This window comes from Streptococcus sp. 343_SSPC (genome assembly GCF_001072385.1).
Lineage (GTDB): Bacteria > Bacillota > Bacilli > Lactobacillales > Streptococcaceae > Streptococcus.
The window spans coordinates 47935-64062 of sequence record NZ_JVKU01000016.1; the positions used below are offsets into that span (position 1 = coordinate 47935).

15 protein-coding genes and 3 tRNA genes are annotated in these 16128 nt (G+C 42.0%); 11 read left to right on the forward strand and 7 right to left on the reverse strand.

From position 1 onward, the window contains the following. The first annotated feature begins 44 nt into the window (after window positions 1-44). The 7 genes from parC to ADH27_RS04145 all read left to right on the forward strand — a co-directional run bounded on the left by parC (window position 45) and on the right by ADH27_RS04145 (window position 5801). Window positions 45-2498, forward strand: coding sequence for a DNA topoisomerase IV subunit A (parC, locus tag ADH27_RS04115; protein WP_048715916.1), 2454 nt, complete (start codon window positions 45-47; stop codon window positions 2496-2498). Between the two features lie 173 nt (window positions 2499-2671). Next, on the forward strand, window positions 2672-3697 hold the full coding sequence (locus ADH27_RS04120) for a branched-chain amino acid aminotransferase (RefSeq protein ID WP_048715918.1): 1026 nt from the start codon (window positions 2672-2674) through the stop codon (window positions 3695-3697). A 144-nt stretch (window positions 3698-3841) separates the two neighbouring features. Further along, window positions 3842-4072, forward strand: coding sequence for a DUF2969 domain-containing protein (locus tag ADH27_RS04125; protein WP_048715920.1), 231 nt, complete (start codon window positions 3842-3844; stop codon window positions 4070-4072). 52 nt (window positions 4073-4124) lie between these two features. Then, window positions 4125-4205: transfer RNA gene (locus ADH27_RS04130), tRNA-Tyr, on the forward strand. 9 nt (window positions 4206-4214) lie between these two features. After that, window positions 4215-4286: transfer RNA gene (locus tag ADH27_RS04135), tRNA-Gln, on the forward strand. Between the two features lie 167 nt (window positions 4287-4453). Further along, window positions 4454-5653 carry a 30S ribosomal protein S1 gene (gene rpsA / locus ADH27_RS04140; RefSeq protein WP_006596419.1) on the forward strand — a complete coding sequence of 400 codons (1200 nt, stop codon included), beginning with the start codon at window positions 4454-4456 and terminating at the stop codon, window positions 5651-5653. A gap of 76 nt (window positions 5654-5729) precedes the next feature. Then, a tRNA-Arg gene (locus ADH27_RS04145) sits at window positions 5730-5801 on the forward strand. Between the two features lie 161 nt (window positions 5802-5962). Here ADH27_RS04145 and ADH27_RS04150 read toward each other — a convergent pair. Continuing rightward, complete coding sequence (locus ADH27_RS04150; RefSeq protein ID WP_048715922.1) at window positions 5963-6949, reverse strand: L-lactate dehydrogenase; 987 nt, start codon at window positions 6947-6949, stop codon at window positions 5963-5965. A 195-nt stretch (window positions 6950-7144) separates the two neighbouring features. Here ADH27_RS04150 and gyrA point away from each other — a divergent pair, with 195 nt between their 5' ends. From gyrA to radC, 4 genes are all read left to right on the forward strand, one after another. Further along, window positions 7145-9607, forward strand: a complete 2463-nt coding sequence (gyrA, locus tag ADH27_RS04155; protein WP_048715924.1) for a DNA gyrase subunit A — start codon at window positions 7145-7147, stop codon at window positions 9605-9607. A gap of 8 nt (window positions 9608-9615) precedes the next feature. After that, window positions 9616-10362: a class A sortase gene (locus ADH27_RS04160; protein ID WP_048715926.1), complete on the forward strand. Its 747-nt coding sequence runs from the start codon at window positions 9616-9618 to the stop codon at window positions 10360-10362. Window positions 10363-10839: 477 nt separating this feature from the next. Continuing rightward, window positions 10840-11118, forward strand: a complete 279-nt coding sequence (locus tag ADH27_RS04165; RefSeq protein ID WP_048715928.1) for a hypothetical protein — start codon at window positions 10840-10842, stop codon at window positions 11116-11118. A 60-nt stretch (window positions 11119-11178) separates the two neighbouring features. Continuing rightward, window positions 11179-11862, forward strand: a complete 684-nt coding sequence (radC, locus tag ADH27_RS04170; protein ID WP_048715930.1) for a RadC family protein — start codon at window positions 11179-11181, stop codon at window positions 11860-11862. A gap of 188 nt (window positions 11863-12050) precedes the next feature. Here radC and ADH27_RS04175 read toward each other — a convergent pair whose 3' ends face one another. From ADH27_RS04175 to ADH27_RS04200, 6 genes are all read right to left on the reverse strand, one after another. Then, window positions 12051-12695 (reverse strand): redox-sensing transcriptional repressor Rex, encoded by a 645-nt coding sequence (locus ADH27_RS04175; protein ID WP_048716256.1) that lies wholly within the window; start codon window positions 12693-12695, stop codon window positions 12051-12053. A 92-nt stretch (window positions 12696-12787) separates the two neighbouring features. Further along, window positions 12788-13024 carry a DUF4649 family protein gene (locus ADH27_RS04180; RefSeq protein WP_048715932.1) on the reverse strand — a complete coding sequence of 79 codons (237 nt, stop codon included), beginning with the start codon at window positions 13022-13024 and terminating at the stop codon, window positions 12788-12790. Further along, entirely contained in the window at window positions 13024-13371 is a 348-nt protein-coding gene (locus tag ADH27_RS04185) for a DUF1831 domain-containing protein (protein ID WP_048715934.1), read from the reverse strand. The genes ADH27_RS04180 and ADH27_RS04185 overlap by 1 nt, the downstream gene beginning before the upstream one ends. After that, a complete protein-coding gene (locus ADH27_RS04190) occupies window positions 13361-14488 on the reverse strand; it encodes a cysteine desulfurase family protein (RefSeq protein ID WP_048715935.1) in 1128 nt (375 codons plus the stop codon). The genes ADH27_RS04185 and ADH27_RS04190 overlap by 11 nt, the downstream gene beginning before the upstream one ends. Before the next feature lie 9 nt (window positions 14489-14497). Then, window positions 14498-15454: a ribose-phosphate diphosphokinase gene (locus tag ADH27_RS04195; RefSeq protein WP_048715937.1), complete on the reverse strand. Its 957-nt coding sequence runs from the start codon at window positions 15452-15454 to the stop codon at window positions 14498-14500. 62 nt (window positions 15455-15516) lie between these two features. After that, window positions 15517-16083 carry a CYTH domain-containing protein gene (locus ADH27_RS04200; protein ID WP_048716258.1) on the reverse strand — a complete coding sequence of 189 codons (567 nt, stop codon included), beginning with the start codon at window positions 16081-16083 and terminating at the stop codon, window positions 15517-15519. Between the last annotated feature and the right edge of the window lie 45 nt (window positions 16084-16128).

Sequence of the window (16128 nt, forward strand, 5' to 3'; positions counted from 1 at the left end):
AATTTCCTATTTTCACTTTGTATTTTACGGGCTTTGTATCCTATATGAGTAATATCCAAAATATGTCCTTAGAGGACATCATGGGAGAGCGCTTTGGTCGCTACTCCAAATACATTATTCAAGAACGGGCCCTTCCTGATATTCGGGATGGCTTGAAACCCGTCCAACGGCGGATTCTTTATTCGATGAATAAGGACGGCAATACCCATGACAAGGGCTACCGCAAGTCTGCCAAGTCTGTCGGGAATATCATGGGGAATTTCCACCCTCACGGGGATTCTTCTATCTATGATGCCATGGTCCGTATGTCTCAAGACTGGAAGAACCGCGAGATCCTTGTGGAAATGCACGGAAACAATGGTTCCATGGACGGTGATCCGCCAGCGGCCATGCGTTATACTGAAGCTCGTTTGTCTGAAATTGCTGGCTATCTTTTGCAAGATATCGAAAAGAACACAGTGCCATTTGCCTGGAACTTTGACGATACAGAAAAAGAGCCAACGGTTTTGCCGGCAGCCTTTCCAAACCTCTTGGTCAATGGTGCTACAGGGATTTCAGCTGGTTATGCGACAGATATTCCACCACACAACCTTGCTGAAGTCATCGATGCCGTGGTCTACATGATCGACCATCCATCTGCCAAGGTAGACAAACTCATGGAGTTTTTACCTGGACCTGATTTCCCAACTGGTGCCATTATCCAGGGACGGGATGAGATCAAGAAAGCCTATGAAACAGGTAAGGGCCGGGTGGTTGTTCGTTCTAAGACAGAAATCGAGCAACTCAAAGGCGGCAAGCAGCAAATCGTCATTACCGAAATTCCATATGAGATCAACAAGGCGGTCTTGGTCAAGAAAATCGACGATGTCCGTGTTAACAACAAGGTGGCTGGTATTGCGGAAGTCCGGGATGAGTCTGACCGAGATGGTCTTCGTATTGCCATTGAGTTGAAAAAAGATGCCAATGCTGATCTAATCTTGAACTACTTGTTCAAGTACACAGACTTGCAGGTCAACTACAACTTCAATATGGTGGCGATTGATAACTACACACCACGTCAGGTTGGGATCGTACCGATTCTCTCTAGCTACATTGCTCACCGTCGGGACATCATTGTCGCTCGCTCGCGCTTTGATAAGGAAAAGGCAGAACGACGCCTCCACATCGTAGAGGGCTTGATCCGCGTCATTTCTATCCTTGATGAAGTGATTGCCTTGATCAGAGCTTCTGATAACAAGGCAGATGCTAAGGAAAACCTCAAGGTCAGCTACGATTTCACGGAAGAACAAGCAGAAGCTATTGTCACCTTGCAATTGTACCGCTTGACCAATACGGATATCGTGACCTTGGAAGAAGAGCATGCTAGTCTCAAGGAGCAAATCGCGACCTTAGCAGCCATCATTGGGGATGAACGGACTATGTTTAACCTCATGAAGAAGGAATTGCGTGAAGTCAAGAAGCTTTTTGGCAATCCGCGTCGTAGTGAGTTGCAAGACACTGCTAAAACGATTGAGATTGATACAGCCAGTCTGATCGTTGAAGAGGAAACCTTCGTCAGCGTGACCCGTGCGGGTTACATTAAACGGACCTCGCCTCGTTCCTTCAATGCGTCAACAGTGGAAGAAGTCGGTAAGCGGGACGACGATGAGTTGATTTTCGTAGAGGCTGCTAAGACCACCCAGCATCTTTTGCTCTTTACCAACTTGGGAAATGCCATCTATCGACCTGTTCATGAATTGGCAGATACCAAGTGGAAGGATATCGGGGAGCACCTTAGTCAGACCTTGACCAATTTCGAGCAAGAAGAAGAGATTCTTTTTGCGGAGATTGTGGATCAGTTTGAAGGAGTGACCTACTTTGCAACTACCCAACAGGGCCAAATCAAGCGTTTTGAACGCAAGGAATTGAGCCCATGGCGGACTTATCGTTCTAAATCAACTAAGTACGCTAAACTGAAGGACCAAGAGGACCGTATCGTAGCGGTTGCACCAGTGGTCCTCGAGGACATCATGATCATTACTAAGAATGGTTATGGCCTCCGATTCAATATTGAAGAGGTCCCTGTCGTAGGGGCCAAAGCAGCAGGTGTTAAAGCCATTAACCTCAAAGACGGGGATCAAGTGGTAGCCGTCTTTAAGTCTACAACACCAAGTATGTACATTCTGACCCAGCGAGGCAGTCTTAAACGGATGTCCCAGGATGATATTCCAGTGACCAGCCGGGCCAAACGTGGCCTACAGGTCCTGCGTGAACTGAAGTCTAAACCACACCGCATCTTCAAGGCAGGTCCAGTCTTCACTGACCAGGGTGATTTTGATCTCTTTACGAGCCAGGAAGAAGTGGGAGAGCAGGATCAAATCCTTCAGATTACCTCGACAACAGGTCAGGTGACAGAAGTGGATGTTACCCAACTCAGCTTGTCAGAACGAACTAGCAATGGTTCTTTTGTCAACGATCAAATTTCTGATCAAGAAGTCTTTACTGCTAGAATTAAATAAAAACAAAATTAGCCAGTTTATGGCTAATCTTGTTGCTCGATAAATTTTCTGAAAATTGCAAATTTCACTTGAAATTCTCATGAAATGGTGTAAAATAGAGTACATGAATAAAGTCATCCTTTGTGGTGGCTCTTGCTATTTAGCAAGTCTTGAATGGAAGAAGGAAAACTGACATGACAGTATCACTTGATTGGGAAAATCTTGGATTTTCTTATATGAAATTACCTTACCGCTACATCGCCTATTATCGTAATGGTGCCTGGGAAAATGGAGAACTATCCGAAGATGCCACTCTTCATATTTCGGAATCTTCTCCAAGTTTGCACTATGGACAGCAAGCTTTCGAAGGTCTGAAAGCCTACCGGACAAAAAATGGCAGTATTCAATTGTTCCGTCCCGATGAAAATGCCAAACGTCTTCAACGGACTGCAGATCGTCTTTTGATGCCTCAAGTTCCAACGGATATGTTTGTTGAAGCTTGTAAAGCAGTAGTGCGTGCCAATGAAGAATATGTCCCACCATATGGAACAGGTGGAACCCTCTATCTTCGTCCATTGTTGATTGGGGTTGGAGATATCATTGGGGTGAAGCCAGCAGAGGAATACATCTTTACGATCTTTGCTATGCCCGTCGGAAACTACTTCAAGGGTGGCTTGGTTCCAACCAACTTCTTGATCCAAGACGACTATGACCGGGCAGCTCCCCATGGGACAGGTGCAGCGAAAGTCGGTGGAAACTATGCCGCTAGCCTCTTACCTGGTAAATTAGCTAAGTCTCGAAACTTCTCAGACGTGATCTACTTGGATCCTGCAACCCACACCAAGATTGAAGAAGTGGGATCTGCTAACTTCTTTGGGATCACAGCTGATAATGAGTTTGTGACGCCACTTAGCCCATCTATTCTGCCATCCATTACCAAGTATTCCTTGCTCTATCTCGCAGAGCACCGTCTTGGTTTGACACCAATCGAAGGGGATGTCCCAATCGATAACTTAGACCGATTTGTTGAAGCAGGTGCTTGTGGAACTGCCGCAGTTATTTCACCAATCGGAGGAGTTCAGCACGGAGATGACTTCCATGTCTTCTATTCAGAAACGGAAGTAGGGCCGGTTACCCGCAAGCTGTATGATGAATTAACGGACATCCAGTTTGGTGATATTGAAGCACCAGAAGGATGGATTTTCAAAGTAAACGATTAAAGGAATGATCAGAGGGAGAAGTACTCCCTCTTTTTTCTTAGGAAGCGATACTAGCAAATAAAAATAATTTAATCATGAAACATTTTCGGCTTGCAAGCATGTGAAAAATTTTGTAAAATAAAGGGGTTGAAATGAGGTAGAAGAATGAGTAAAAAAGATAAAAAAATCGAAATCCAAATCTCTGATAGCAAGGTAGTTGTAGGAAAAGATACCTTTGATGGCTACCAATTAGCGATTGGGAAGAAGGCTATTGCTGAGATTGCTGATATGGGGGCTCAGTTCGCTCTTGTGAAAAACGGAGCCGTAGAAAGTCTTTATAAATCACTGGAAAAAGCAGTGGAAAGTGCCATCGAAAATTACAATTTGAACAAATAAGGGGTTGCATTTTCATGAAATCAATGGTATAATTGTGTCTGTTGATTTGCTTGGAGAGATAGCGAAGAGGCTAAACGCGGCGGACTGTAAATCCGCTCCTTCGGGTTCGGGGGTTCGAATCCCTCTCTCTCCATTTCACTTTTGGGGTATAGCCAAGCGGTAAGGCAAGGGACTTTGACTCCCTCATGCGTTGGTTCGAATCCAGCTACCCCAGTTCTAGGTAATATCAGATAAGGTGGTAAAATATCTACTCAGGTATTTTATTTCTTTATATGAAGAAGTCGTTGTAGATCATTTTGATTTCGTTGCGAGTGCTTGCTTAGGAAAAATAATTATAAGTATGTCAAGTTTAGAAAACTTGATTGTTGGAGGATTTTTTAGATGAATGAATTTGAAGATTTGCTAAACAGTGTTAGCCAAGTTGAGCCAGGTGATGTTGTTACTGCTGAAGTTTTGACAGTTGACGCTACACAAGCTAACGTTGCAATCTCTGGAACTGGTGTCGAAGGTGTCTTGACTCTTCGCGAATTGACAAACGATCGTGATGCTGACATCAATGACTTGGTTAAACCAGGTGAAACACTTGAATTGCTTGTTCTTCGTCAAGTAGTTGGTAAAGATACTGATACAGTAACTTACCTTGTATCTAAAAAACGTTTGGAAGCTCGCAAAGCATGGGACAAATTGGTCGGACGTGAAGAAGAAGTTGTTACTGTTAAAGGAACTCGCGCTGTTAAGGGCGGACTTTCAGTAGAATTTGAAGGACTTCGTGGATTTATTCCAGCTTCAATGCTTGATACTCGTTTTGTACGTAACACTGAACGTTTCGTAGGTCAAGAATTTGATGCTAAAATCAAAGAAGTTGACGCAAAAGAAAACCGCTTCATCCTTTCTCGTCGTGAAGTTGTTGAAGCTGCATCAGCTGCAGCTCGCGCTGAAGTATTTGGTAAATTGAACGTTGGTGACGTTGTAACTGGTAAAGTTGCTCGTATCACTAGCTTCGGTGCTTTCATCGACCTTGGTGGTGTTGATGGATTGGTTCACTTGACTGAATTGTCACACGAACGCAACGTTTCACCTAAATCAGTTGTAACTGTTGGTGAAGAAATCGAAGTGAAAGTCCTTGACTTGAACGAAGAAGAAGGTCGCGTATCACTTTCATTGAAAGCTACAACACCTGGACCATGGGATGGCGTAGAACAAAAATTGGCTGCTGGTGATGTTATCGAAGGTACTGTTAAACGTTTAACTGACTTCGGTGCATTCGTTGAAGTATTGCCAGGTATCGATGGACTTGTACACATCTCACAAATTTCACACAAACGTGTTGAAAATCCAAAAGATGTTCTTAAAGTTGGACAAGAAGTAACTGTTAAAGTTCTTGAAGTAAATGCTGCTGATGAACGTGTATCACTTTCTATCAAAGCTCTTGAAGAACGTCCAGCTCAAGAAGAAGGCGAAAAACAAGAAAAACGTCAACAACGTCCACGTCGTCCAAAACAAGAAAAACGTGACTTTGAACTTCCAGAAACTCAAACTGGATTCTCAATGGCTGACTTGTTTGGTGATATTGAATTGTAATCAACATAAAAAGCTTGCTTTGGCAAGCTTTTTTTACTTGTAAAATGATCGATTTTTTGATATACTATCATAGTTGCCACCCTTAGTGTAATGGATATCACGTAAGATTCCGGTTCTTGAGATGGGAGTTCGATTCTCTCAGGGTGGATGACAATAGGAGAGCCTTGTGGCTCTCTTTTTTTATTTTTGGATGAAGAAGATAGCATTGAGTTTTTAAGAGCAGGATTGGGCTCTCAGGGCTCTCTAGGATTTCATTATAATGAGATCAAGAAAACACCATGTCCTAAGACATGGTGTTTAATGTTTTGTTTAGTTTTTAGAAGCTGCTTGGAATTCTGGGTTCTTCCATGCTTCATCGATAATTGCTTGTAATTCTTTTGCAGATGCTTGCATTTTTTGTGTTTCAGCGTCGTTCAATGGGATGTTTACTGGACGAACGATACCGTGCGCACCAACAATCGCTGGTTGACCGATAAAGACGTTCTCAACTCCGTATTGTCCTTCTTGGAAGACTGAAAGTGGAAGTACAGCATTTTCATCATCAAGGATGGCACGAGTAATACGAGCAAGGGCAACGGCGATACCGTAGTAAGTAGCCCCTTTTTTGTTGATGATTGAGTAAGCAGCATCACGGACAGAGATGAAGAGATCTACAAGGTCAGCTTCGTTCAAGTCACGGTTTGCTTGCAACCATTGTTCCAATTTCACACCGGCAACGTTGGCATGTGACCAAACAGCGAACTCTGAGTCACCGTGTTCACCCATGATGTAGGCATGAACTGAACGAGCGTCAACACCAATTTTTTCAGCAAGTGCTTGACGGAAACGAGCTGAGTCAAGAGAAGTACCTGAACCGATAACTCGTTCTTTAGGGAAACCTGAGAATTTCCAAGTAGAGTATGTCAAGACGTCAACTGGGTTAGCAGCTACAAGGAAGATACCGTTAAATCCTGAAGCAACAACTTGCTCAACGATTGATTTGTTGATGGCAAGGTTTTTACCAACAAGGTCAAGACGAGTTTCACCTGGTTTTTGAGGAGCACCCGCAGTAATAACAACGAGGTCAGCATCCGCACAGTCTTCGTACTTAGCAGCATAAATCTTCTTAGGAGAAGTGAAGGCAAGTGCGTGGCTAAGGTCTTCAGCATCACCAACCGCTTTTTCAAACAATTGAGGAATTTCAATGATACCTAATTCTTGTGCGATACCTTGAGTAACAAGTGCGAAAGCATAAGATGAACCTACAGCGCCGTCACCAACAAGGATAACTTTTTTATGTTGTTTAGTTAATGTCATTATTCTAAACGTCTCCTTCTATTTTTTGGGGTTTCCCCATTCGCATTTATTCTACCACTTTTACTTTTCTTTGTCACGGTTTTACGCCTAATTTTAACGATGTAAACGTTTTTACTCTTGTGTTCCGAAGGAGAAAAAAAGTCCTAAATGTGTTATAATAGTATGGTGAATTAATTAAAGAGAGGCATTGTTTTAATGCAGGATAATAACTTAGTTGATGTTAACTTAACATCGGAAATGAAGACCAGTTTCATCGATTACGCTATGAGTGTTATCGTGTCTCGGGCTCTTCCTGACGTGCGAGATGGTTTAAAGCCAGTTCATCGTCGGATCCTTTATGGAATGAATGAACTTGGAGTTACACCAGATAAACCACATAAGAAATCTGCCCGTATTACTGGGGATGTTATGGGTAAATACCATCCACACGGGGACTCTTCTATTTATGAGGCTATGGTTCGGATGGCTCAATGGTGGAGCTATCGTTACATGCTTGTAGATGGGCATGGGAACTTTGGTTCTATGGACGGTGATGGAGCCGCGGCCCAACGGTATACAGAAGCTCGTATGAGCAAGATTGCTCTTGAAATGCTTCGGGATATCAACAAGAATACAGTTGATTTCACGGATAACTACGATGCCAGTGAACGCGAACCAAACGTCCTTCCAGCTCGCTTCCCTAACTTGTTAGTCAATGGAGCGACAGGGATTGCGGTAGGGATGGCGACAAATATCCCTCCACACAACCTCGGTGAGTCTATTGATGCTGTCAAGCTAATGATGGACAATCCTGATGTGACCACACGTGAGCTGATGGAAGTCCTTCCTGGACCAGATTTCCCAACAGGGGCCTTGGTCATGGGCAAATCAGGTATTCATAAGGCCTATGAAACAGGAAAAGGCTCAATTGTCTTACGGTCTCGGACGGAAATTGAAGAGACTAAGACAGGGCGTGAACGCATTGTCGTTACAGAATTTCCTTATATGGTCAACAAGACCAAAGTGCATGAGCATATCGTTCGTTTGGTTCAAGAAAAACGAATCGATGGGATTACAGCAGTTCGGGATGAGTCTAACCGGGAAGGGGTTCGTTTCGTCATCGAAGTGCGCCGTGATGCCTCAGCTAATGTTATCTTAAACAACCTCTTCAAGATGACCCAAATGCAAACCAACTTTGGTTTCAACATGTTGGCTATCCAAAATGGTGTCCCTAAGATTCTCTCTCTTCGTGAGATTTTAGGATCTTATATTGAGCACCAAAAAGAAGTGGTGACTCGTCGGACCATCTTTGATAAAGAGAAGGCGGAAGCTCGTGCCCATATCTTGGAAGGTCTCTTAATCGCTCTTGATCACATCGATGAAGTGATTAAAATCATCCGTAATAGCCAGACAGATGCAGAAGCACAAGCAGAATTGATGAGTAAGTTCAAGCTTTCTGAGCGTCAAAGCCAAGCTATCTTGGATATGCGTCTTCGTCGTTTGACTGGTTTGGAACGTGACAAGATTCAAAGCGAATACGATGATCTCGTTGCCTTGATTGCTGACCTTGCTGATATTTTAGCCAAGCCAGAGCGTGTAGTTGCGATTATCAAGGAAGAATTGGACGAGGTCAAACGGAAGTTTGGAGATCCACGTCGGACAGAATTGATGGTAGGAGAAGTTCTATCACTAGAAGACGAAGATTTGATCGAAGAAAGCAATGTTTTGATCACTCTCTCTAACAAAGGTTACATCAAACGATTGGATCAAGATGAATTTACTGCTCAAAAACGTGGGGGACGTGGTGTTCAAGGTACAGGGGTCAAAGATGATGACTTTGTTCGTGAATTGGTTTCTACCAGCACACATGATCGTTTGCTCTTCTTTACCAATAAGGGACGGGTTTACCGTCTGAAAGGCTATGAAATCCCTGAATACGGCCGTACAGCTAAGGGACTTCCAATTGTCAACTTGCTCAAGTTAGATGACGGAGAGTCCATTCAGACCATTATTAACGTCGCTCAGGATCGTAGCGAAGACGCTTATCTCTTCTTTACAACCCGTTCAGGTTTGGTGAAACGGACCAGTGTAGCTGAGTTTGCCAATATTCGTCAAAATGGCTTGAAAGCTCTTAACCTTAAAGACGAGGATGAGCTGATTAACGTCTTCCTAACCGATGGAAATACGGACGTAATCATCGGGACCAAATTTGGTTATTCTGTTCGCTTCAAAGAGTCTGTTGTACGGAACATGGGTCGCTCGGCAACTGGTGTTCGAGGTGTCAACCTTCGCCCAGGCGATCAAGTGGTCGGTGCAAGTGTGATTACAGATCAAGATGAAGTATTGATCATCACTGAAAAGGGATACGGTAAACGCACGCGTGCAGATGAGTATCCAACAAAAGGACGTGGTGGTAAAGGGATTAAAACTGCTAATGTGGCTGATAAGAATGGTCCTCTGGCCGGTCTCATGACTGTCAAAGGAGATGAAGATTTGATGATTATCACCAATACAGGTGTCATGATTCGTACCAGCGTCGCCAATATTTCTCAAACTGGACGTTCGACCATGGGTGTGAAAGTGATGCGTCTGGATCAAGATGCCCAAATCGTAACCTTTACAACTGTTCAAGCTGACGAAAAAGATGAGTCAGAGACTGAAACTGAAAGTGAAGGGTAGGATAAATAATGGCTTCAAGAAGAAAAAAGAAGAAAACAAGCTTACGAAATCGCTTGATTAATATCTTTGCTACCTTACTAATCCTTTTGTCTATTGCCTTGATCTTTAATGCTCCGATTCGGAACATGATCATGGTGTGGCATACCAATCAGTATCAAGTCAACAAGGTATCGAAAAAGACCATCGATAAGAATAAAGATGCCAAGACTAGCTTTGATTTTAAAGAAGTCAAATCGCTTTCTACAGAATCTGTTATCAATGCCCAGTGGCAGGCGCAGAAGTTGCCTGTTATTGGGGGGATAGCAATTCCTGAGTTAAAGATGAACCTTCCGATTTTTAAAGGCTTAGATAATGTGGGACTCTATTATGGGGCAGGTACCATGAAAGAGGACCAGGTTATGGGGGAAAGGAATTACTCCTTGGCTAGTCACCATGTCTTTGGTTTGACAGGGGCAAATGAAATGCTCTTTTCTCCATTAGAACATGCCAAAGCTGGAATGAAAATCTATATCACTGATAAGGAAAAGGTCTATACCTATGTCATCAATTCTGTTGAGACAGTTACACCAGATCGGGTCGATGTCATTGCAGATCGTGAAGGGGTTAATGAAATCACCTTGGTGACCTGTGAGGATGCCGCAGCAACTTATCGTACGATTGTAAAAGGTACTTTGGAAACTTCAGTAGATTACTCAAAAGCACCAAAAGATATACTGGAAGCTTTCACAAAATCTTATAATCAAATGCAATTATAATCAACTTAAAAAGAGAGGTCCTTGACCTCTTTTTTGAATGTAGACAAATTGTTATTTTACATAAAACAGCTGGATGATTTTCAAAAAATGACTTTTATTTTTACTCATTTAAGAAGAAGAAAAACTTTCCGCTGTGAGAAAAGTTCCTGAAACACTGTTAATTCAGGCACTCGGAATTATTGAGAGTAAAACAGTTTGGGGAACTGTTTTAGCCTGAGCCAAGAAATTAAAGAGCGAAGAGACTCAATAATTAGTCATGGAACTTCTACGAAGTTCGCTGACGTCCGTACTCACCTAAGGAAAGTTTTTTAAATTACTTTTTTTTTAATCTGAAAAGGGGTCCTTGCCCCCTTTTTTTCTGTTAATTTTCTGCCGACTTGTAAGAGGATAGTCATAAAATGTTACCTGACTGACATATTTTTGCATGCTTTCTATTTTATAATAGAAGAGTGATAGAAAGAAACTTGGAGGAACCGAATGCGCACAGAAGATATCTATACTTTGTTAAGAAACTTCTATGGCTTACTGGTCAATGATTTCCCCAAAACAGGGCTCATTACCAAGGGGATCTACGAAGTTGAACAGGTCTTCGAAACCATTGAAAACCTTCCTGATGATCAAGAACACTTAATTCGATACGAAATTCGTCAATTTCTTGCGTCATTGGAACAAGTGCAAGAGTGCTATAGAATTAACTTCTCAAATGAAGAAACTCGAATTCTTGAAAACTTAAGAGAAGTAGTTTGTCCAATTTAATTTATACAGAATCGTCCTTTTTCCTCCTCAATTGCGAATTATTAATTGAGGAGGTTTTTTATGTATCATATTGTATTTCAAGAATCAGGTCTCTTACCTAGAGAACGTTTGCTAACAGAAGGACCTGATAAGCTCAGTCATCAAGAATTGCTGTCCATCTTATTACGGACGGGGAACAAAAATAAACCAGTCTACGAGATCGCTCAGGACCTGCTGGGCTCACTAAAGAGTTTAAAAGAACTGGCTAGTATGAGTTTTCAGGAGTTACAGGAAGTTCCAGGAATTGGGAAAGTTAAAGCCATTGAGCTGTTAGCTGCTATTGAACTAGGGAAACGAATACAGACTTCGGAAGTGATTGAAACGGAACAAATCATGAGTAGTCAGAAGCTGGCAAAAATGATGCAACAAAAAATAGGCCATGAGAAACAGGAACATTTATTGGCCCTGTATCTGAATACCCAAAATCAAATTATCCATCAGCAAGTGATCTTTATCGGAACAGTCAATCGTAGCATTGCAGAACCGAGGGAAATCTTGCACTATGCCATCAAGCATATGGCGACATCCATAATCTTGGTTCACAACCACCCGTCCGGTATCATTCATCCTAGCAAGAATGATGATGGTGTCACCCAACAAATGATTGAAGCCTGCAATTGTCTAGGAATTGTTTTTCTGGACCATCTGATTGTCTCAACTGATGATTATTATAGCTATCGGGAAGAAACAGATTTATTGGTATAGAAAAAGAGAGTGGGACAGAAATCGGTAATTCGTTAGAATTCGATTTCGTCGTCCCACCTCCGCACAGTTGAGTAGGGCTGTAAAAGCTGATAAAATCAGCGTAGTAGAGCCCACTCAACCACTGCGTCTTGCTCAATAATCCAAAGACAATTGAGAGGCTAGGACTTTTGTCCCAGCCTCTTTGCTTATCATGAATTCTTGCGCATAAAGTAGAGAAGGGTTTGCAGTTCACTGGTTAGGTCGACATATTGGACTACCACATCTTTTGGAACTGTTAAGTGGACTGGAGAAAAGCTAAGGATTCCCTTGATACCAGCTTCAACTAGTAAATCTGCAACTTCTTGAGATTTTACACTTGGAACGGTTAAAATAGCTGTTTGAATCACTTTTCCCTCAAGTTTTTCTTTTAGTGAGGAGATGCCGTGAATCGGAATACCATCTTTACTTTTAGTGCCGACTAACTCATGATCATCCGTATCAAATGCCATGACAATTTTCATTTTATTTCGCTCATGGAAGCGATAGTGAAGAAGGGCACTCCCCATATTTCCAATCCCGACGATAGCAACATTGGTGATGGAGTTATCATTCAAGAGATCGGCAAAGAAGTTCATTAACTTTTTGACATCATAACCAAAACCACGTCGTCCAAGCTCTCCAAAGTAGGAGAAGTCTCGACGAACAGTTGCGGAATCAATCCCGATGGCTTCAGCAATCTGTTTTGAATTTGCTCGCTCGATTTTCTCTGCATTAAAGCGTTTAAAAATGCGGTAATACAAGGAGAGTCGTTTGGCAGTAGCACGAGGAATTGGATTAGTCTTATCTTGTTTCACAATATCACAACCTTTCAAATCTATTTTATAAAAAGTTTGTGAAAAAAGCAACTATCTTCTACTAAAAAAACACCAAAATGGTGTTTTCTTTGTTAATTGGAATTTCTTAAACTCTGATCGAACTGAATCAGATAGCGATAAAAGTCACCGATTTTTCCAGTGAAAGGTAAGGTATGCTCCTTGTAGGTAACAGAAACAACCTGATAGGAATCTGGAATGGTCACACAGCCTGAGAAGGCTAATAGACAGTGATCGATGTTATCGTAGCTAACCTGACGTTCTTTTTGGTATGCATCCAAATAGGTGAGGACTACAGGACCATTGGTCATTAGTTTTCAATCCTTTCAAAGATTTCACGTTCAACTAAACTGTCCATGAGGAAGTAGAATTTTTGTTGGATAATCTTGTTTTCTGGGTTTTTAAAAATATTTACCAAATGAAGGCCTGACTTGTCAGTAATGTTAATTTTAAATCCTGTTAAATCCTTATTGATGATAATTTTTAACTTAAAGCCATCTCCACTATTTGGAATAGCTTCTAACAAACGATTTAATTCGTAGTTTCCAACCTTTGTTTGTGCAAAGGTATTGTCGCGTAGGGTATATTTTTTAATATTTGGATGGATTGCGTATGTGTAATCGCAGTTTGGTAATGAGACAGATGTTTCAAATGCCATGTAATTCTCCTAAAATTTTGTGAATAGTTGTTATAAAAGTATCGACTTCAGCAGTCGTATTGAATTCGGATAAACTAATGCGAATAGATTCCTTCATGCGAGGTGAATCTTCGCCATAATAAGCTGCAAGGACATGACTTGGCTGAACAGTCCCCGCAGTACAAGCAGAGCCAGTTGAGACTGAAATTCCCACCATATCTAAACGAAGCAGTAAGATATCATTGCTGATACCGGGGAAGCCGATGTTTAAGACATGAGGAAGTTTGGAGTCTGTGCTATTCAGATAGAAATCTAAATCTTCTAGGCCTGTTAGGATACGTTCAGATAAGCTCTGAATGTACTGATAATTTGCGTCTAGCTGATCAGTTGCTTCTTTGAGGGCTTGAGCCATTCCAGCAATTGAAATCAAGTTCTCTGTACTAGCTCGACGCTTGTCTTCTTGGTCACCCCCGTGTAAGAGATTGAAAAAGTCAGGCTTTCTAGCATAGAGGATGCCGACGCCTTTAGGCCCATGAAATTTATGAGCGGATGCGGTTAAAAAGTCAATTCCCAGCTCTTCAGGGGCTACAGCAAGTTTACCAACGGCTTGAACGGCATCGACATGAAAAGCAGCAGGATGGTCTTTTAAAAGGTCAGAAATGTCCTTGATGGGTAAGAGATCGCCTGTTTCGTTGTTGGCATACATGGTGGATACTAAAATAGTATCGGGACGAAGTGCAGCTCGAATATCTTCAGGTCGAATTTTTTGATCGACCGGTTGAATGATGGTTACTTCAAATCCATATTCTTGAACCAGGTACTCAATCGGTTCTAGAACGGCATGGTGCTCAATAGCCGTGGTAATAATATGCTTCCCTTGCTGTCTATGTTTGAGACAGTAGCCCTTTATAACAGTGTTATTGCTTTCGGTCCCGCCAGATGTGAAGATAATCTGTTGACTAGAGGTCTTTAAACAAGTTGCAACGCATTCCCTAGCGTCTCTAAGAATCTTTTTCGCTTGACGACCATGGGAGTGGAGACTAGAGGGATTTCCGAAACTGGTTTCCATCGTTTCTGTCATCACCTTGATTACTCCTGGGCTTAGGGGAGTGGTTGCCGCATTGTCAAAATAAATCACGACATCACCTTATTTCTTGTGGTATGCAAAGAGTGGACTAACTGGTTTACGCTCTTGGATACGTACAAGGGCATCTCCAATCAATTCGCTTGCAGTAATGTATTTTACATTTTGGGGTTTTTGCTCTTTGGTTGCTACAGAGTCTGTAACTAAAATTTCTTTAATCGGTGCTTGGTCTAGTAATTCCGCAGCTCCCTTAACGAAAAGTCCGTGACTAGAAACAGCATAAATCTCAGTAGCGCCGTCGCGTTGGACAATTTTTGCAGCCTCAGAGAAGGTTTTTCCTGTATTCAAAATATCATCGATTAGGATTGCTTTTTTACCTTTAACATCCCCGATGATGTAGCCCTCGTCACGGCTGGAATCGTCTTGGGCGTAATCGATGATAGCAATTGGAGCATCTAGATATTCTGCAAGATTGCGGGCGCGTTTCACTCCAGAATTTTTAGGGCTGACAACCACTACATCTGAACCGGTTAAACCTTGTTTGATATAGTGATCAGCAAATAGAGGAATCGTGAACAAGTTGTCTACTGGGATATCGAAGAAGCCTTGTACTTGAACCGCATGAAGATCAAGGGTTACAACACGGTCTACCCCTGCCTTGACAAGCATGTTGGCAACCAATTTTGCTGTAATTGGTTCGCGAGGAGCAGCAGTGCGGTCTTGACGAGCATACCCAAAGTATGGAAGGACCACGTTAACGGTATGGGCACTTGCTCGTTGGCAAGCATCTACCATGATTAACAATTCCATCAAGTGATTGTTAACAGGGTAGCTAGTAGATTGGATGATGTAAATATCATATCCACGCACACTTTCTTCGATATTAATTTGGATTTCACCATCTGAGAATTGACGTGAAGAAAGCTTTCCGAGTGGGATGCCAGCAACTTCTGAAATTTTTTGTGCAATTTCTTGGTTGGAGTTGAGTGCGAAGAGCTTCATATTGTTTTTTTCTGACATGTGTTTGATCCTCATTTAGATATTTTTGTCTAGACTTATTTTAGCAAAAAAATTCAGTAATTTCAGCTATTTAGCAAACTTTGAGCCAATCTTGCTACTTTACTTTTTGCTGGCTTGTATTCAATTTGTTTTTCCTTGAGAAATTCGTGAAAATAAGTTTCATCTGAGGCGTCATCTACCTCCATCTCCAACTCATAGTCCTCGATAGAGTTATAGCGACTACGGTCAAAAGCTAATAATCCTTTAGGGATTCTTTTCTCCCGTCTCTCTGTTTCTAGACTTCCCCAGACATCTAAGGAAGTTAGAGGAATGTCTAAATCAGTGAGAAAGCTGGCAATATCACCTTGAGGGAGTTTCTTCTTGGAGAGAAAGGCTTCTACTTGTTCAAAAGTAAGGGCTTGATTGTATTCAAAATGTCCCGCATCTTGCGGTACTTTAAGGGTTAGCTCAGCTCGATCAGCTAAGGTACGAATTCGCAAGGCCATCCGATGATTCCGGATAGCTTGGTCGGGCGTGTCAATATAGTGATTGGTTTGTCGGATAGGAGGTTGGTCCTTGAAAAAGTCTTCTAGAGAATGGTACTCTTCTTTGGTTAGTAAGGTTTTAAATTCAATTTCTAAATGATTCATAGCTACGTCCTTTTCTTTCGTTTGCAAGCTCTTTATGATATAATA